At 66.5% G+C, this 17153-nt stretch carries 14 protein-coding genes; 7 read left to right on the top strand and 7 right to left on the bottom strand.

Translation table 11 applies throughout. The features are described 5' to 3' along the window. Positions 1-45: 45 nt before the first annotated feature. From glf to E3T22_RS16035, 4 genes are all read left to right on the top strand, one after another. Positions 46-1212, top strand: a complete 1167-nt coding sequence (gene glf, locus E3T22_RS16050; RefSeq protein WP_088455278.1) for a UDP-galactopyranose mutase — start codon at positions 46-48, stop codon at positions 1210-1212. A gap of 29 nt (positions 1213-1241) precedes the next feature. Then, positions 1242-2465, top strand: a complete 1224-nt coding sequence (locus tag E3T22_RS16045; RefSeq protein ID WP_166789024.1) for an acyltransferase — start codon at positions 1242-1244, stop codon at positions 2463-2465. An 80-nt stretch (positions 2466-2545) separates the two neighbouring features. Then, positions 2546-4228: a glycosyltransferase gene (locus tag E3T22_RS16040; protein WP_134481233.1), complete on the top strand. Its 1683-nt coding sequence runs from the start codon at positions 2546-2548 to the stop codon at positions 4226-4228. Continuing rightward, on the top strand, positions 4216-5118 hold the full coding sequence (locus E3T22_RS16035) for a glycosyltransferase family 2 protein (protein ID WP_134481234.1): 903 nt from the start codon (positions 4216-4218) through the stop codon (positions 5116-5118). Before E3T22_RS16040 ends, E3T22_RS16035 begins: the two co-directional genes overlap by 13 nt. An 88-nt stretch (positions 5119-5206) precedes the next feature. Here E3T22_RS16035 and E3T22_RS16030 read toward each other — a convergent pair whose 3' ends face one another. The 4 genes from E3T22_RS16030 to E3T22_RS16015 are packed head-to-tail and all read right to left on the bottom strand — an operon-like array spanning position 5207 to position 10334. Beyond that, positions 5207-7396, bottom strand: coding sequence for a hypothetical protein (locus tag E3T22_RS16030; protein ID WP_134481235.1), 2190 nt, complete (start codon positions 7394-7396; stop codon positions 5207-5209). A gap of 47 nt (positions 7397-7443) precedes the next feature. Next, complete coding sequence (locus tag E3T22_RS16025; protein WP_088455283.1) at positions 7444-8727, bottom strand: hypothetical protein; 1284 nt, start codon at positions 8725-8727, stop codon at positions 7444-7446. A gap of 4 nt (positions 8728-8731) precedes the next feature. Then, positions 8732-9481 (bottom strand): ABC transporter ATP-binding protein, encoded by a 750-nt coding sequence (locus E3T22_RS16020; protein WP_088455284.1) that lies wholly within the window; start codon positions 9479-9481, stop codon positions 8732-8734. After that, complete coding sequence (locus E3T22_RS16015; protein ID WP_174776281.1) at positions 9465-10334, bottom strand: ABC transporter permease; 870 nt, start codon at positions 10332-10334, stop codon at positions 9465-9467. Before E3T22_RS16015 ends, E3T22_RS16020 begins: the two co-directional genes overlap by 17 nt. 275 nt (positions 10335-10609) lie before the next feature. On the opposite strand from E3T22_RS16015, the gene E3T22_RS16010 reads away from it, so the two are divergent. After that, on the top strand, positions 10610-12391 hold the full coding sequence (locus tag E3T22_RS16010; protein WP_134481236.1) for a hypothetical protein: 1782 nt from the start codon (positions 10610-10612) through the stop codon (positions 12389-12391). A gap of 36 nt (positions 12392-12427) precedes the next feature. On the opposite strand, the gene E3T22_RS16005 is transcribed toward E3T22_RS16010, so the two are convergent. Together E3T22_RS16005 and E3T22_RS16000 are read right to left on the bottom strand one after the other, a co-directional pair. Then, on the bottom strand, positions 12428-13729 hold the full coding sequence (locus tag E3T22_RS16005; protein ID WP_103461175.1) for an O-antigen ligase: 1302 nt from the start codon (positions 13727-13729) through the stop codon (positions 12428-12430). Continuing rightward, positions 13726-15039 carry an O-antigen ligase gene (locus E3T22_RS16000; protein ID WP_166789306.1) on the bottom strand — a complete coding sequence of 438 codons (1314 nt, stop codon included), beginning with the start codon at positions 15037-15039 and terminating at the stop codon, positions 13726-13728. The genes E3T22_RS16005 and E3T22_RS16000 overlap by 4 nt, the downstream gene beginning before the upstream one ends. A gap of 103 nt (positions 15040-15142) precedes the next feature. Here E3T22_RS16000 and E3T22_RS15995 point away from each other — a divergent pair, with 103 nt between their 5' ends. Then, the gene (locus tag E3T22_RS15995) at positions 15143-15454 is read left to right on the top strand and encodes a rhodanese-like domain-containing protein (protein WP_088457870.1); all 312 of its coding nucleotides are present in this window, start codon (positions 15143-15145) and stop codon (positions 15452-15454) included. Further along, entirely contained in the window at positions 15451-15750 is a 300-nt protein-coding gene (locus E3T22_RS15990; protein ID WP_134481238.1) for a metal-sensitive transcriptional regulator, read from the top strand. The genes E3T22_RS15995 and E3T22_RS15990 overlap by 4 nt, the downstream gene beginning before the upstream one ends. 39 nt (positions 15751-15789) lie before the next feature. On the opposite strand, the gene E3T22_RS15985 is transcribed toward E3T22_RS15990, so the two are convergent. Next, positions 15790-17153: HNH endonuclease signature motif containing protein (locus E3T22_RS15985; protein ID WP_134493541.1), on the bottom strand; the 1364-nt coding region annotated here is incomplete at its 5' end.

Below are 17153 nucleotides of genomic sequence, written 5' to 3'. Positions count from 1 at the left end.
TCGAAGTTTGGTCGAACTGGCCGGCTGTAAGTGAGGATGGGTGTTATGAACGTTGACCTTGTGGTTGTCGGAGCCGGTTTCTTCGGCCTCACCGTGGCAGAGCGCTGCGCCAACGAATTGGGATTGCGGGTTGTCGTCATCGACAAGCGCGACCACATCGGTGGCAACGCATACAGCTCGGTCGAGCCCGAGACCGGAATCGAGGTGCATCGCTACGGCGCCCACCTCTTCCACACCTCGAACAAGGTGGTCTGGGACTACGTCAACAGGTTCACGTCCTTCACGGCCTACCGGCACCGGGTGTACACCACCCACAAGGGTGAGGTCTTCCCGCTGCCGATCAACCTCGGCACCATCAACCAGTTCTTCCACAGCGCCTACTCGCCCACCGAGGCCCGCGCGCTGATCAGCGAACAGGCCGCGGAGGGCGAGCTCGCCACGGTGAGCAACCTCGAGGACAAGGCCGTCGCCCTGATCGGCCGTCCCCTCTACGAGGCGTTCATCAGGGACTACACCGCCAAGCAGTGGCAGACCGACCCGCGGGAGCTGCCCGCAGAGGTCATCAGCCGCCTGCCCGTGCGGTACAACTACGACAACCGGTACTTCAGCGACACCTATGAGGGACTGCCCGTCGACGGGTACACGGCCTGGATCGAACGCATGGCCGATCACCCCAACATCGAGGTGCGGCTGTCCACGGACTTCTTCGACCTCGACCAGGAAATCAACATCCGCGACACCGTCGGCACGGTCCCCGTCGTCTACACCGGTCCCGTCGACAGGTACTTCGACTACTCGGAGGGGCCGCTGTCCTGGCGCACCCTGGACTTCGAGGAAGAAGTCATCCAGACCGGTGACTACCAGGGCACACCGGTAATGAACTACGCGGACACCGACGTCGCGTACACCCGCATCCACGAGTTCAAGCACTTCCACCCCGAGCGGGACTACCCGAACGACAAGACCGTGATCATGCGGGAGTTCTCGCGCTTCGCCGAGGAAGCCGACGAGCCCTACTACCCCGTGAACACCGCTGCAGACCGCGAACGCCTGCTGCGCTACCGGGAGCGCATCGCCGAGCAGCCCAACGTGATCTTCGGCGGCCGACTGGGCACCTACCAGTACCTCGACATGCACATGGCGATCGGTGCCGCACTGTCCACCTTCGAGAACAAGCTCCGTCCGCTTTTCGCGACGGACGCCACGGCCTGACCCGGTCGTGGGCCACACGGAAGGCTGACGTGTCCGGAACCTCCCTCGCCGACACTCCGGTCGGCGCCGCCCCCATCAGGCAGATCCATGCCCTGACCGGTGTGCGGATCCTTGCCGCGCTCTGGGTGGTGCTGTTCCACATCCGGTTCAGCATCGCCGCAGAGTTCCCCGCGGTGTACGCCGCCTTCGCTCCGATCATCACCCACGGCGACTACGGCGTCGACCTCTTCTTCATCCTCAGCGGTTACGTCATCACGCTGAACTACGGGCGCAAGATGGGTGGCTCCCTCGACCGTAAGGCGAGCGTCAAGTTCTGGTGGGCCCGGCTGTCGCGCATCTGGCCGGCGTACTTCGTCATGCTGGCCTTCGTGTCGGTCTGGCACGGCAGCTTCCTGATCTTCGGCGCCACCGACCCCGTCGCGCCGCGTGACTTCAGCGTGTGGAGCTTCCTGCGCCAGTCGACCCTGGTCGTGCAGTGGACCGAAGCCGACTTCAACCGGCTGACCTGGAACGGCGCCGCCTGGTCGGTGTCGGTCGAAGCCCTGGCCTACCTGCTGTTCCCGATCCTCGCCCTGCTGTTGTTCCGCCTGTCGCGGGTGCTCGGAACCCGCGGCCTCGGCATCCTCGCTGTCGTCACGGTGATGCCGGTGGTGCTCTTCGCCCTCGCCCTCGGATCGTTGTACGCCCCCTGGATGTGGCTGATCCGCATCCTCTGCGAGTTCGTGGCCGGCGGGTTGCTTTTCTACGCTCTCGAACGGGTGCAGAACCGGCCCGGTGCTCAGCGCATCGCCAACTGGCTGGCACCCGCACTGATCGTGGTGGTGCTGATCGTGGCCTACCTGCTCAACGGCAGGGTCAACGAGCGGTGGGGAGTGCTCGTGGTCCCCGCGTTGCTGGTCTTCGTCGGTGCGATCGTGGTGGGCCGCAAGGGCCTGATGAGTCTCCTCGGGCACCGCTGGCTCGTGATCGGCGGCATGGCGTCGTACAGCGTCTATCTTGTGCACATGCCGCTGATCGAAATTGTCTGGACGGCCCAGGAGAGGCTCCCATTCCTGGCGCAAGGTACACTTGCTAGCAAGATCCTCATCTTCCTGGTCCCCGCGCTTGCCACGATCTTCGGCTTCGCCCTGTGGAAGTGGGTCGAGGAACCGGCCCGCCGCGCCATGCGACGCATGTCCCTCCAGAACATCCCCGAACGCGCCGTTGACGACGTGCCCATCAAACAGGCCGGCATCGAGGCACCACGTGCTTGATCCGGTCGGCTGCGGGAGTCGACGGTGCTACCGGGCATCGACTCCTGCCAGCCAAGCGAAGTGAAAGTACCCTCTTCACCATGTCTGACCTTCTCTCGACGGCCTTCGGTCGTCCCGCACTGTTCACCGCCGACCTCTCAGCCCCGGCGGCGGAGAAGCTCGGGTCTGCGCTGACCGAGCGGCAGCTGGCGCTGCTGGTCTCCGCGACCAACTTCCACGCCCTCGACAATCCGGGCGCCCGCCTGCGCATCGTGGTGCACATCAACCGCCCGGGCCTCGGGGCGCACCTGACGGATGCCGGCACCCGGCACGAGAAGGTCACCGCCGAAGCGACCAGAGTGGCCGAGTTCACCATCGTGAGCACCGTGGCCGGCTCGCCGCACCCGCACTACACCCACACCCGCAAGAGCTGGCTGACCGACCCGGAAACGGGGGTTCGCAACATCGTGATCGACGCCGAGCGCGAACCCGGATCCACCGCGACCGTCGGGCGGGCCAGCCTGTACTGGCGGCTGCGCGGCGGCATCGAACGGCGGTACCCGTTCGAGTACGACCGGCTGCGGCAGTGGCTGCTGCGCGGACGTGAGTCCTCGCTGAACTCCACCGTCGTGGCGCGCCGCGTTGTCGACCTGACCGGCGTGCCGACCGGCGGCACCGCGACCGACCTGGAACCCGCCGTCATCATCGGCCTGCACTGGCTCGAGCTGGGCGGTGCAGAGCGCTGGGCAATGGAGTCCATAGCGCTCGCCCGCAACAGCGGGCTGCGACCCATCGTCATCACCGATGTGCCCTCGACGCACCCGTGGATCACCAAGGCCGAGTTGGACGGTGCCATCGTTCTCACACTGACGCACCCGGTCAACCAGCCAGAGCACTCAGAACCGGTGCTCGAGGCCCTCGCCACGAACTTCGACATCCGTGGCGCATTCGTGCACCACAGCCGGTGGCTCTACGACCGGTTGCCGTGGCTGCGCAACCGCATCCCGGGGCTGCACGTGGCCACCACCCATCACATCCTCGAATACAACGGCGGTGGCTACCCGGCAATCGGCGCGGCCCTGGACGAGTTCATCGACGTGCACCACGTGATCTCGCCGCAGCTGCAGGACTGGTTCGTTCGGGTGCAGGGCGTGGACCCGGCGAAGGTGGCGCTGGCGCCCCTGATCGGTCTCACCACAACGGGGTCGGTCGCCGAGGTGGCGCGTGCGCGCGTCGATGAGTCGGTGCTGACTCTGGGCTTCATCGGCCGCTTCGCGGCGCAGAAGCGTCCCTACCTGTTCACCAAGTTGGTCAGGGAGCTTCAGGACGTCGAGGGGCTGACCATCCGGGTGGTGATCCAGGGTGGCGGCGAACTCGAGCAGTTCGTCCGGCGGGACATCGACAGCCACAAGCTGTCCAGCCTGGTCGAATGGGTGGACGAGGGATCTCCGGTCAGCAATACCCTCGCCCGGATCGACTGCCTCGTCCTGAGCTCGCAGAACGAAGGACTCACCCTCACCACGCTGGAGGCCTTGGCAGCGGGTGTGCCCGTGATCTCCACCGACGTCGGCTCCCAGCGCACCGTCATCGTGCCCGACGCCCTGGTGTCCCGCGACCCCGGCCTGTTCCTGACCGAGGCGAGCGAAATCGTCACCCGGATGGCCGGCTCAGAGGATTATCGAACAGACGTCTGGCGTCGAGAAGTCGCCCTGGCCCAGGAATTCACCGAGTATGAAAGCGCCCACGATTGGGCCGGAAAGCTGTTCGAGTTATGGATCAAGTAAGCGCCGTCGTCGTCACCTTCAACAGGGTCGCGAAGCTCAAGACGGTGATCGCCTCCATCGAAGCCCAGACCTTCGCGCCCACCCGCCTCATCATCGTGGACAACGCGTCGACCGACGGCACCGCGGAGTACCTCGGTCAGCTGACGACCAGCATCCCGCTCGAGGTGATGTCCCTGCCCACGAACACCGGTGGGGCCGGCGGATTCTCGGCGGGCATGGAGCGCGGCTATCAGCTCGGCGCCGATTTCGTCTGGATCATGGACGACGACTGCTACCCGCAGCCCGACGCCCTCGAGAAGCTGCGTGACGGCTTCGTCGCCGCCGTCGCCGAGCTCGGCCCCGAGGTGCCGTTCTCCTGCTCGCTGGTCAACTACATCGACGGCGCCATCTGCGAGATGAACAACCCTGAACCCACCTGGGACTGGGCCAGGCTCGTGTCCAAGGGTCAGCGTTCGGTGACGGTGAAGAGCTGTTCCTTCGTGTCGGTGCTCATTCCCCGTTGGGTGATCGAGAAGCACGGCCTGCCGTACTCCGAGTACTTCATCTGGTTCGACGACCACGAGTACACCCTGCGCATCACCCGAGCCTGCCCGGGTGTGCAGGTCCTCGACAGCGTTGTCGTGCACGACATGGGCGACAACAAGGGCGTCAACTTCGGCTTGATCGATGACGCCAATGCGTGGAAATTCGCCTACGGCATCCGCAACGAGGCGTCCTTCAGGCTGCACCACCAGAGTCTCTTCGCTTACCTGTACCTGTGCGCCCGGGTGGCCCTGATGATGCGGCGGGGCCGGGTCGCCGGCAAGCTGCAGCGCCGGATGTACGGTCGCCTGCTGGCCGGAATCCGGTTCAACCCGGCCGTCGTGTTCCCCCGGACGTCGCCTCAGTAGGTCTGACGCGTTCGTCGCACGGTCCGCACTGCACAGAGGAGAGCCCCGGCTGGATATCCAGCCGGGGCTCTCGTGCGCCTGCGTGGGGCTAGGCGGCGGCAGTGGAGCGGCGGCGCAGTCGGCCGACCGAGACGAGTAGCGTCCAGATCAGGATGCCCGCCAGCGCGGTCAACCAGGCGGTCACCTCGATGGCCCAGCCCGGCGGCTGGAAGGTGACGGTGACGACCTCGCCGACCGACGACTGCGGAATATCCACCCCAAGGAGGAAACCGTCCACAGGCGCCGTGCTGAGCGTGGCGTTCTCGGCCGAGTATCCGGGCCAAGCCAAGCGGCTCAGGGCCACCGTGCCCCCGTCAGCGGGCGCTGAGAGCACCTTCATGGTGACGGAGGTGTCCGTCTGGGACAGGGTCTCGACGCTGGTGCCGTCGCTGCTCCACACCACGTCACCGGCGAAACCGACGGGTTCGTCCCGGCTCCAGACCACGGTCAGTCCGGTGTCGCGCTCGATGCTCCACCCGGCGGGGGGTGTGCGCCATTCGTCGTCGTCGTCGTCGAACGCGGCCTTGAGAATCTGGATGTTGTCGATCGAGAGCTGGTCCACCAGGAGCAGCCCCGTCGCCTCGCGCGGCTCGAAGAGGGTGGTGAGCAGTTCGGGGCAGGTGCCGCCCAGGTATTGCAGGCAGAGCGCCGAGTTGTACGCGGCGAACCCGATGAGCTGGTAGCGGTTCTGCACCTGGGCCGGGCTGAGGTACCACATGTTGGCCATCAGCGTCTCCCGCCAGGCCGCGGGGTCGGCCCCGTAGATGAGGGGGTCGCCCACTACGATCACGTCGCCTTCGATACCTTCGAGCACGCCCTTGGCGATGCTCGTGTCGGCGGGCACGTTGTTCATCGACAGCGGGCTTGAGCGCGTGTCGTAGTGCTGGGCAGCCGTCAGCACCAGGCTGACGGCGACGGCGACGGCGGCCACGGTCGGCCAGACCGAGCTGTGTTCGGGGCGCCGGCGCATCAACCACCAGATTGCGCCGAGACCGAGGATGGCCACCAGGCCGCTGAAGATGAGGGCGAGATAGTGCGGCGGAAGTTGGGCCCAGGACAGGTAGACCGCGGCAATGATCACGGCGGCGGCGCCGAAGATCCGGTTGCGGCCCGGCCGGGGCACGCCAGCCCGGCTGAGGGCGACCACGGTGAGGACAATCAGGGTGAGGGCGAAGTACGGCATGAAGCGCACCGGATAGCGCAGCGGCCCGATCACGGTCGGCAGGAGCACGTAGAGCAGGGACAGGCTCATCACGATGGTCAGGTCCCGCACCTGTGCGCGGTTCTGCAGGGCCTTGCGCCAATCGACGAAGAACAGCACCGGCAGGAACCAGGCGATGTAGACCACCGGGCTGGTCGCGGTGGGCCCGGACCACCACCAGGAACTCACCTGCGGGTAGCCCGTGGCGATGGTGGAGCTGAAGATGCCGCCCAGGTCCACGCTCATCATGCCGTCGTTGCCGACGATGTTCACGGCACGGTTGGTGACCGACCCCGTCAGCGCGCCGGGCAGGAAGACCGTGACGGCCACGAGCACCAGCGCGACGCCGACGCCGACGACGCGCATGGCTTTGGCCCAGTGCCGGCGGATGAGGCAGTCGACGCCGACGGCGAGAAGCACGAAGCCGATGGCGAAGACACCCTGCACGTAGCCGACGGTGACGATGAGATAGCCGACCAGGAAGGCGGGCAGCGGGTTCGCCGAACGCTGGGTGAGCCGCCGCAGCGCGACCCAGAAGGAGGGAATCAGCGCCCAGACCAGCAGACCGGTGACCCAGGATGGGGCGTCGAAGTAGATGGTGAAACCGTTGAGGGTGACGGCGAAACCCGCCACGTAGGCCAGTGGCGGAGCGGCACGGTAGGACCGGGCCAGCAGGTACACGCCGCAGCCCGCGATGATCAGGAGCAGCACCTTCAGAACTGTCATGAACAGCACCGCGTTGGTGCCGAGGTACGCGCCGACGCCGATGAGCATGATCAGCGGGTTCCAGGTGCCCCACTGACCCTCTGCCAGGTAGTTGCCGCTTGACCATACCGACGGGTTGAGGACCGGGAGTTTTCCGGCCAGGAGATTCTGTCCGATGTGGTACCAGACGCCGAAGGCGCCGTTCTCCGAGTCGTCCTGGAAATAGAACCGTCGGTTCCAGATGAGGGGAACCAGTGCGAGCACACCGACGGTCAGAGCGGTCAGCGCCAGCCACTTGAGATCGGCGAGCCTGTGCGGGCCGGTGCGGTTCATGGCGGAGGTGTCTTTCGTCGAGGTGGTCGGCAGGGGAGGGACTGACATCAGTCAGTGACCAGCGCGTCAGGGGCGACGGGTGCGGCTTCGCCGTTCCGTGCGACGGCGAGGTACACGCCGTGCAGGAGAACGCCGGCGGCCGGTCCGACGAGCAGCGCGAGCATGGTGCGCTCGAGGAAGTCGACGGGCAGCAGCAGGCAGACCACGGTGGTGAGGGCGGCGACGACCCAGCCGGCGGTGAAGGCGCTGTGCGCGTTGCGGGAGAGCACCGCGGGAGCGCTCACGCACAGCGCACCGACGAGCGCGGAGGAGGCCACGAAGGTTGCGATGACCCAGCCCTCTGGCACGCTTTGGCCGGGGAAGAGGAAGGCGAACACGGCGGGACCGGCCAGGAAGCCGAGGACGGCCAGGACGGCGCCCAGACCCAGGACCAGGGCCTCGAGCTGCAGCAGCGATCGCCAGAACCGGTCCAGTCGACCGCGGAAAAAGACGATGAGGAAGCTCTGCAGGGCCATCCCCACGACGATCAGCGGAGCCCGGGTCAGGGTGGCCGCGAGAATGACGAGGCCGAGTTCGGCGGCGGGCACCGCCGGTGAGGTGAGGCTGAGCACGAGCGGGAACCCGCTGACCATCAGGCCCATCGACGCGGCTGCGACGATGGTGCGCACGACGTTCCAGGTGAGAGCAGGCAGCGCGACGTCCAGCTGGGTCTTGCCGACGACGCGGGACCTGGCGAAGGGCCAGATGGCCAGCACGGTGACGGGGAACGGGATGGCGACAGCCCACGCGAGCGGAACTGAACCGGGCAGGAAGGCCAGCGCGATCCCGATCAGCACCAGCCGCAGCACACCTTCAACGACGATCAGGCCGAAGAGGGCCTTCCAGTGGCCGATGCCGTAGAGCGACCCGGCCAGCACCGCGAGGGGCACGTAGGAGGCGGCGCCGACCGCCAACGGCACGACCAGCGACCAGCCGTCGGTGGGGAAGACCTGAGCCTGCCAGAGCGGGGCGGTGCCCAGCACGAGCGCCAGGACGACCAGGAACGCGGCCACAGCGAAGACGCCTGCTCGGTTGCGGTAGCTGGTGTTGCCGGTGTCGCGCGGATGCGTCGCCCTGGTGACCTCCTGCTGGATGCCTGAGAGCGCCGCGGCGACGAGGAAGATGAACGACCAGAACACGGCGAACACGGCGTACGGGCCGACGCCGATCACGGCGGGCACCAGCCAGGTGATGACGTACCCCGCGATGCCCACGATTCCGGTGGCCGCGACGATGAGGATGAAGCCAGAGGACTTCTGGTCTGCTTCCTCGTCGGCGCTCTGGGCCGTCACAGCGTTACGCACCGTTCCCTTGCATCGAGGCGACAGCGTCGTTGACGGCGCCGTCGAAGCAGACCTTGCCGTCGCGCAGCACGATCCCCCGTTTGCAGACCTGGGTGACCATATCGACATCGTGGCTCACCACGAGCATGGTCTTACCCTGATCGGTGAGCTCTTGGATCTTCTTCTTGCACTTCTCGCGGAAAGGGGCGTCACCGACGGCCAGAACCTCGTCGACCAGCAGGATGTCCAGTTCGGTGTGGATCGCCACGGAGAACGCCAGCCTGACGAACATGCCCGACGAATAGTGCTTGACCTCGGTGTCGATGAACTCGCCGATCTCGGAGAATTCGACGATGTCGTTGAACCGGCGGTCGATCTCGTCCTTGTTCATGCCGAGAATCGCGGCGTTCAGGTACACGTTCTCCCGGCCGGAGAGATCGGGGTGGAACCCGGCACCGACCTCGATCAAGCCGGCGACCCGCCCGCGGGTGAGGATCCGGCCGGAGTCGGGTCGCATCACCCCGGAGATGAGCTTGAGCAGGGTGGACTTTCCGGAGCCGTTGTAGCCCAGCAGGGCCACGGATTCGCCCTCCTGAACGGTGAAACCGATGTCGGAAAGCGCGGAGAAACTTGTCGTCGTCTTCTTCTTCTGAAGCTTGGCGATGAACGATTCCTTGAACGAGTGGGTGTGCCGAAGGATGAAGGTCTTGTCGACGCCGTCGATGATGATGCGCGGCAAGGCCGGATCAGAGGTTCTGGGCAAAGTGCCCCTCCAGACGCTTGAAGACGAGTTGCCCGATAGCAAGGATGATGAGCGAAATCAGCAGGCCGATCAGGCTGAACGCGGCCAGGTGCGGCGGCTGGGGCAGGGAGCCCGTTGTGGTGCTGAACCAGAAGCCGGCGTGGAACAACTCAACTGCGGAGGTGAGCGGGTTGGAGAGGTAGAGGTTGAAGACCCAGGGTGAGACCTTGTCGGCGACCATCGTCCACGCGTACAGCACCGGGGAGGTCCAGGTCGCGAAGAGGAGGATCAGTTCGACGAGGTTCTGCGCGTCGCGGAACGCCACGTTGATGGCCCCGAAGAACAGTCCGAGACCGATGGCCAGGGTGACGACGATGAGCATGCCGAGGATGATGCTCGCGATGCCGACCAGGGTGGGTACCCAGCCCGCGAACAAACAGACGACGACCAGGATCAAGACCTGCGGGAGGAAATGCACGAAGGCGACGATCACGGCGGAGATCGGGAACAGTTCCCGGGGCAGATAGATCTTCTGCACCAGGGCGGTGTTGTCGACGATCGACCTGGTCGCGTTGCCGAAGGCCTCGCCGAACAGGTTGATCGCGATCATGCCGGAGAAGAGATAGATCGGGAAGTTGTCGATCCCCTTGTTGAGCCCGAGGAAGAACCCGAAGACCAGGTAGAACACCAGGAACTGGGCGGCGGGCTTGACGTACGACCACACCCAACCGAGAACCGACCCGTGATAGCGGGTGAGGGTGCCCTTCCGGATCAGCAGCCGCAGAAGGTACCGGTACGACAGGGCGTCGATGATTCCGCGGCTGTGGCCGGGGACCGTGAACTCGCTCAGGTCAGCAGGAAATTTTTGACTCACTCGAACTGGTTCCGATCACTTGACTGCGTCAGGGACTGTGTGCTCTCTCCCGCGCGGGGCGGCCGGAGAGCTCGCAAGATTGTAGCTGCACTTGTTCAGCGGATGGTGCGGGCGGCGGGCCTGGCGAGCCGTAGCGCATCCGCGGATTCGTGAAATGCCAGCTTAGACTTCTCAGTCCCCGCTCCTGAAATCCCGTTATAGGGGGAAGCGCGGATCTCGATCGCCCGCTAAGTTCACCGACACAGCATCACACGTGGCACCGGAAGGGCGAGCCAGTGGACTCTGAACGGTCGGCGGGGACATCCGTACGCGGGTGGCTGGCGTGCGGCGCGAGTGTTCTGGTGGCGGTGGCCGTGTTCGCGGCCACGCAGGCCGGCATGTACCTGGCGAATCCCGGCTGGTCGATTAACCGGTTTCGTGCCTTCTTCGAGCACGATCAACTGGGCTACCTGGCAATTGTCACGAACTTTTCTGAGGGGCAGTTCCAGGACGTCGAGCCGGACACCGAGACCGGGTCGAACACGTACCCGCGGGCGTACTACGAGTTCGCGGGACTGGTAGCGCGGGCGTTCGGGCTGACGCCGATCACCGCGTGGAACATCACCGGCCTGGTGGCGCAGCTGGTGCTGGTCGCCGTGCTCGCCACGGTGCTCATTACGGCCGGAAACCGGTGGTGGATGGGCCTATTGGCCCCGATTCCGTTCCTGCTGGGAACCTTCGCAGCGTTCCAGGGCGACGGCTGGTACACCGAATTGGCGTCCCACGCCGTGCTCTGGGGTCCGTTCGCGGTGCTGCATCCGCTCAACGGTGAAGCCGTCTCCCTGTCGATTGCGGGGATGGTGCTGCTCAGTCTCGGCTGGCTCTGGTGGCGGCCGCACGGACAGCGCGTGCGCCTGTTCGGCACCATCGGGCTCAGCCTGGTGATCGGTCTGCTCGCAAACGTGCAGACCTACTCCTTCATCGCCGCGGTGTATTTCCTTGCCGGGGTACTCGCCGTGCTGACTATCGTCAGCGGGCGCTGGCTGATTCTCGCTGTTGTCAGCATCGGCCTGATCCCGGTGCTCTTCGTCTGGGGTCCGCGGGTCGCCGCCGAGTTCGGCCAGCTGCCCGCCCTCGTGTTCGGACTGCTGCCGATGGCGCCCGGATTGGGGGTACTGATTGTGCGAACGAGGGGGGTCGTCGTGCTGTTTTTCGGTGCCGCGGCGCTCGGGGCCTCGCCGCAGATCGCTGCGACGGTCGGCGGGCTGGCCGCTGGTGACCCGTTCCTGTTGTACAGGGTTGCGTCGAATTCCCAGCTCGGGGTGCCGGCAGCCGCGGGCCTGCTGGGAGGCACCGTTCTGATCGTGCCGCTGGTCGGGATCGCGATCGCGGGCCTGATCCGGCGGCGACCCGAATGGGCCGCCTACGCGCTGGGCGGCGCGACGGCCTGGCTGTTGCTGGCGTCGAACGACCTGTGGGGCGCCAACGCGGAACCGTACCGGCTGTGGATCGATATGTTCTTCCTTATTGCCGCCACCATCCTTCCGGTGCTGGTGCTGGTGGCGAGGGACCTTCGGGCCCTATCGGTGGGTCGGTGGGTGGGCCTGGCCGGGTTCGCGGTGGTGGCCGTGCTGGCGTTCGTGTCGATGGGGGACTTCGTCCGCTTCGCCGGCGCGTTCCAGGCCAGGGCTCTCATGGACACGGACTCCGACCGGTACCGGGTTGCGGCCGGCCTCGCGAGGGAATCGGCTTCGGAGAGTCCGGGGACGCTGCTTATCGTGGGCCCGTGCCTGGATCCGCGGGTCGTGAAGGTCACCGCGGGGGTCCCCATCGCGTACTTCCACTACGGGATGGCGTGGCCGGAGGATTTCGGCGCGGTCAACGCCATCGTCGCCGCGGGAGGAGCCCTCGACCCGGTGGCGGCCCGGCAGGCGAGCGCGACCCTGGTGCTGACCGATGGGCGCTGCTCGAATGATTGGGCCGCACGGTACGCCGACATCCTGGTGCCGCAGTCGAGCGGGTCCTATGTCGCATCAGACGGTACGACCGCCACGCTGACCATCTCCACGATCCGCTGACCCGTGGGGGAGCCGGGCAGATCAGATCAGATCAGATCAGATCAGTTCGTTGCGCGGGCTGGGCGATAGCAGTCGGCGCCAGCTCTGGCCCTGCGCGGCCTTGACGGAGCAAATCAACAGCAGGAGCCAGCCGAACTCGACCAGCACGGTACTCTCGGCCGCCGAGGTGACCAGAAGCACCACCAGGACCAGCGGCGACCAGACGTACACCACGGGCTTCTTGTTCGAGGCGAGCAGCCATGACCTGATGAAGGCCAGTGCCACCAACACCACGAATGAGAGGAACCCGACCAGGCCGACCTGGAAGTACACGTCGAGGAATGCGTTGAGGGCGGAGGAGTGCCGGCTACCGGTGACGAAGTCGAGCCAGCCGTACGGACTGACGTCCTGTGGCCAGATCCCGGTCCAGCCCCAACCCTCGAGTGGATGGACCTCCACCAGCCGCCACATCTCGCGCCACAGCGATGACCGGGTCTCGAATTCACTGCCGGCGTTGAGCAGGTCGATGATGCCGGTGCGGCCGACGAAGGCGAACAGGGCAGCGAGCACCGTGGCGCCGAGCAGACTCAGCTGCAGCAGCCAGCGGTCCTCGGCTCGGGTGCGGCGCAGCCAGTACAGGGCCAGCGCGGCGATGCCGACGGCGCTCGCCACGACGACGAACACCGGGGAATGGGTCAGCAGCAGGCCGAGCAGGGCCAGCGCTATCGAGGCGGCGGCGCGGCCCGGTCGTACGGAGCGGGACCGCAACTCGATGATGAAGCTGATCGCGGCGATCAGGGATACCAGGCCGAGGGCGTTACGCGACCCGAAAACGCCCTGGATGGGGCCGAGCATGGTGATGTTGCCCTGCACGCCGAGGAATGCGATCGGAAGATCCAGGAGCAGTCCGGACAGCACTTCGAGGGCCAGGGACAGCCCGAGGAGCAGCCTGAGCACATCGCCGGTGGCTCGAACGATCTGAATGGTGTCGCGCACCAGGGCGACGTAGATCGCCAGGAACGCGAAGGCCAGCTGGTAGGCGACGCCGCTGACGGTCTGCAGCGCATACCCGCTCCACAGCACCGACAGTGCGCACCAGACCAGGAAGACCAGGATCGACAGGGGCAGCAGGCCGTGCCACTCAATGCTCTGCCGCCGGGCGATCATGGAGGCTGTCGCAAGCACGACCAGACACACCAGTGCGGCGAGCAGGCCCGGCCAGCCCATCAGGCTGCGCAGCAGGTGTGTTGAAAAGGCGAACCCGAGGATCAGGTGAGTGAGGGTTGCGCTGAACCGCGGCGATGCGAGCACCGCGGTGATGGCGTCAGGAACGTAGGGGGGCCGTGCGGGGCCGGTCATCGCCGGCCCAGGCCGAGCAGCTCCGCGTCTGCGCCGGGACGCTTGGACCGCACGGCCAGGATCACGAGAAGCACCCAGCCGGATTCGACGAGGATCCGGCTTTCGGCCAGGCTCTGCGCGAGCAGCGCCACCGTGAGCAGGAGGGGCAGGATCGAGGAGACGGCGTAGGTTTCAGTGTCGGCGATGCCCAGGCGGGGCCTGTCGACGGCCAGGAACCAGGACCGCCACAGGGTCGAGAGGGTGAGCGCGGCGAAGATGATCAGGCCGAGGATGCCCAGTTGGAGCCAGACATCCAGCCAGGCGTTGTGGGCCTGCAGGTATTGCACGCCTTTGCGCACCGCGAGGCCGTCGAATGGTTCGACCCACGGTACCCAGTAACTCACCCAGCCCCAGCCCACGAGGGGGCGTTCGCCGGCGAGATCGATGACCCGGCCCCAGATGTCGAAACGTCCGGTCAGGTCTTCGCTCTTGCCGAGCATCGAAAGCAGTGTGGGCGAGAACGCGACGAGCCCGACCACCACGGCGGCCAGGACCGCGGCGGCGCTCAGGTAGAGCGGGCGCCGGCCCATCGGCGGCAGCCGGCGGGCCCACAGCGTGAAGAGCAGGGCGATGGTGACGGCGAGGAGGGCGACGGACACTGTGGCCGACCGGGTCAGCCACAGCATGATGAGGGCCACGGTCACCCAGGCGATGCCGCGGCCGCGGGCCACGGTGCCGGCGAAGAGCTGCACGGCGAAGACGATCAGTGCCAGCAGGGCGATGAAGCCGAGCAGGTTGCGGCTGGCGACGATGCCCTCGATCGGGCCGCCCTCCAGCAGCAGTCCGCGCGACCAGTAGAACGCGGCCGGGATCTTGCCGGTGTATTCAACCCAGAACGGGAGCACCGCGTGGCCGATGAACACGGCGACGACGATCTCGAAGAGTATCGAGAGGCCGAGGATCCACCGCAGAGCGACCGCGAGTGTGCGCAGGAGCTCGGCCCAGGTGAGGCACAGCGCCAGGAACAGGGCGGTGATCGTGGTGATCCACTGCAGGGTGATACCGATCGCGCTCGCCCCTGGATATGCCGACCAGGCGAGGGACACCGTGGCGACGAGCATGAACGCGGCCAGGGACTTCGGGAAGCCGCGCCAGGTCCACTCGGGCTTCAGGGAGACGAGGAGACCGATGCTGCCGACCAGAATGAACACGGCGATGGCGCCGAAGCCCCACCAGCCGAGCAGGTTTCGCCAGAACTGGCCGGCCAACACGCTGAAGAACACCAGGGTCGCGAACAGGCGAACTGTGAGGCGGCTCTGAACGGCGGGCATGTGTCTAGGGTACTGGGGCGACCTCCTCTCAACCTGCCCCCATCTTCTGATACCCTCAGGGGTATACCGTCGTGCCCCGCTCTCCGTTCCGAAGGGACCCCACATGACCGACATCTCGGTTACCGAACTCGCAGCCCTTTCCGATCCCGTCGTGGTCGATGTGCGCGAACCCTACGAATTCGAGGCCGGTCACGCGGCCGGTGCCATCCCCATTCCCCTGGGTGAACTGAGCGAACGGCTGGACGAGGTACCGCGGGACAGCCCCGTCTACGTCATCTGCGCAGCCGGAGGCCGAAGCCTGCAGGGCGCCGCATTCCTTGAACGCAACGGAGTCGAGGCCGTCAACGTGACCGGCGGCATGAACGCCTGGCAGCAGGCCGGCCTGCCCACGGCGCTGGACGGGATCCGGTCATGACCGAGTCGACTCCAGTGACGACGGTCGTGACCGACGACCAGCGTGCCGTGAACCAGAAGAAAGTGCTCAACCGGCTGCGTCGCGCGCAGGGGCAGCTGAGTGCGGTCATCACTGCCGTCGAGGCCGGCGGTAGCTGCAAGGATGTCGTCACACAGCTGGCCGCGGTGTCGAGCGCTCTCGACCGGGCCGGGTTCACGATCGTCTCCTCGGCGATGCGGGATTGCATCGCGGACCCCGACAACGCCGAATCACTCACCGTGGACGAGCTGGAGAAGCTCTTCCTCGCCCTGGCCTGACCTGACCTGACCCGGCGCCCACGAGTCGAGGTGCCGTGGCTACTCGTCTTGTCGGCGGGTTTTGGGGTCGTGGGCCCGGTGTTGGGGTGGTTTTCGCCAGGTGCCGGTGGGGTCGATCCAGTGTGGGGCTTTGACTTCGGGCATGCCCAGGACCATGCGGATGTGCCACCCCGAGGTGTCGATGTTGTGGTGGTGGCGCCAACACAGCAAAACCCCGTTGCTCACGTTGGTTGGGCCGCCGTTTTGCCACGGCTTCACGTGGTGGACTTCGGTCCATTGCGGTGGGCAGGTGCAGCCGGGGATGATGCAGCCGCCGTCTCGGGCGGTGATCGCCCTGCGTTGCAGCGGGGTGAAGCAGCGGACCTTGTCGCCGAGGGCGAGGACGGCGCCGGTGCCGCCGAAGAAGATCGGCCGGAAGCCGCCGTTGTCGACCATCTGGTTGATCGTCTTCATCGAGACGGGGCCCTCGACGCCGTCGATCCAACCGACCCCGACCCCGTTGATCAGGTCGGTTGCGTTCACGTGCACCATCACCGTCGGCGGCATCCCGCCCATGGTCGGGGTGCGGGGGTCTTGGGCGACCTGGACCAGGATGCCGCGGAGGATGTCGGCGCGTTTCTGACCGCCGTCGCGTTCGTCGAGGATCTCGCCGGGCACGAGTTCGCCGGCCTCGATACGCTGCTGCTCCTCCGCGGACGGGAACGCGGGAGCGCTGCGCGCGGACTGGAACGTGTTGAACAGGGTCTGCATGATGCCCTTGAGCTCCGGCGTCACCCCACCGCGAAGCGGGTGCAGGCCTTGGCTGAGTTTGCCGAACGAGAACGTGGATTTGGCCTCGAGGATCTCCGCGGTGGGCGCGGCCCCGTCCGGGTTCAACACCGCCTGCCACGTCGCCGCCATCTCCCGGATCCGGTCCGCCGGGAACGTGAACCCCGCCGACGCACCCAGACGAGCGATCGGTCCCGTGCAGGCAGGCCCGGCACCGTCGGTGTCGGTGTGAGTGGCGGTGTTGGTGGCGGTGTTGGTGTCGCCGGGGCCGGGGGTGCGGCCGAATACCGACCCGGTCGCGGATTCCACCAGCTCGGCCTCACCGCCGTCCACCAGCGACTGGTCCGCGTCGAAGCGGCCGTGCACCTTGTAGTCGGCCAGGCCCTTCACGATGTTCTCGGCCGCGTCGATGCCGATCTCCCCGGCGCTCAGTGCCGCGGCAACGAACGGGAACTCGGGCTCGAGGACCGTGCCGCCCAGCATCCGCGGGGCGACCTTCTCACCTAGGCTCACCCGCCGTTTCATTTCCGGCACCGACGTGCCGGTCAGCCCGATCAGCAGATCATTCTGGTGCGACGCCCCCAACCGCCAGGCCAACGACTCCGCGCCCAGCCCACTGCGGGACCGGTAACCCA

The organism is Cryobacterium sp. TMB3-10 (assembly GCF_004402305.1).
In the GTDB taxonomy this organism is placed as follows: Bacteria; Actinomycetota; Actinomycetes; order Actinomycetales; family Microbacteriaceae; genus Cryobacterium; species Cryobacterium zongtaii.
This window is presented reverse-complemented; position numbering and strand designations above follow the sequence as displayed.

Coding starts and splice junctions, on each gene's coding strand:
- glf (WP_088455278.1), top strand. CDS start 46: ATGAACGTTGACCTTGTGGTTGTCGGAGCCGGTTTCTTCGGCCTCACC.
- E3T22_RS16040 (WP_134481233.1), top strand. CDS start 2,546: ATGTCTGACCTTCTCTCGACGGCCTTCGGTCGTCCCGCACTGTTCACC.
- E3T22_RS16035 (WP_134481234.1), top strand. CDS start 4,216: ATGGATCAAGTAAGCGCCGTCGTCGTCACCTTCAACAGGGTCGCGAAG.
- E3T22_RS16030 (WP_134481235.1), bottom strand. CDS start 7,396: ATGAACCGCACCGGCCCGCACAGGCTCGCCGATCTCAAGTGGCTGGCG.
- E3T22_RS16005 (WP_103461175.1), bottom strand. CDS start 13,729: ATGACCGGCCCCGCACGGCCCCCCTACGTTCCTGACGCCATCACCGCG.
- E3T22_RS16000 (WP_166789306.1), bottom strand. CDS start 15,039: ATGCCCGCCGTTCAGAGCCGCCTCACAGTTCGCCTGTTCGCGACCCTG.
- E3T22_RS15995 (WP_088457870.1), top strand. CDS start 15,143: ATGACCGACATCTCGGTTACCGAACTCGCAGCCCTTTCCGATCCCGTC.
- E3T22_RS15990 (WP_134481238.1), top strand. CDS start 15,451: ATGACCGAGTCGACTCCAGTGACGACGGTCGTGACCGACGACCAGCGT.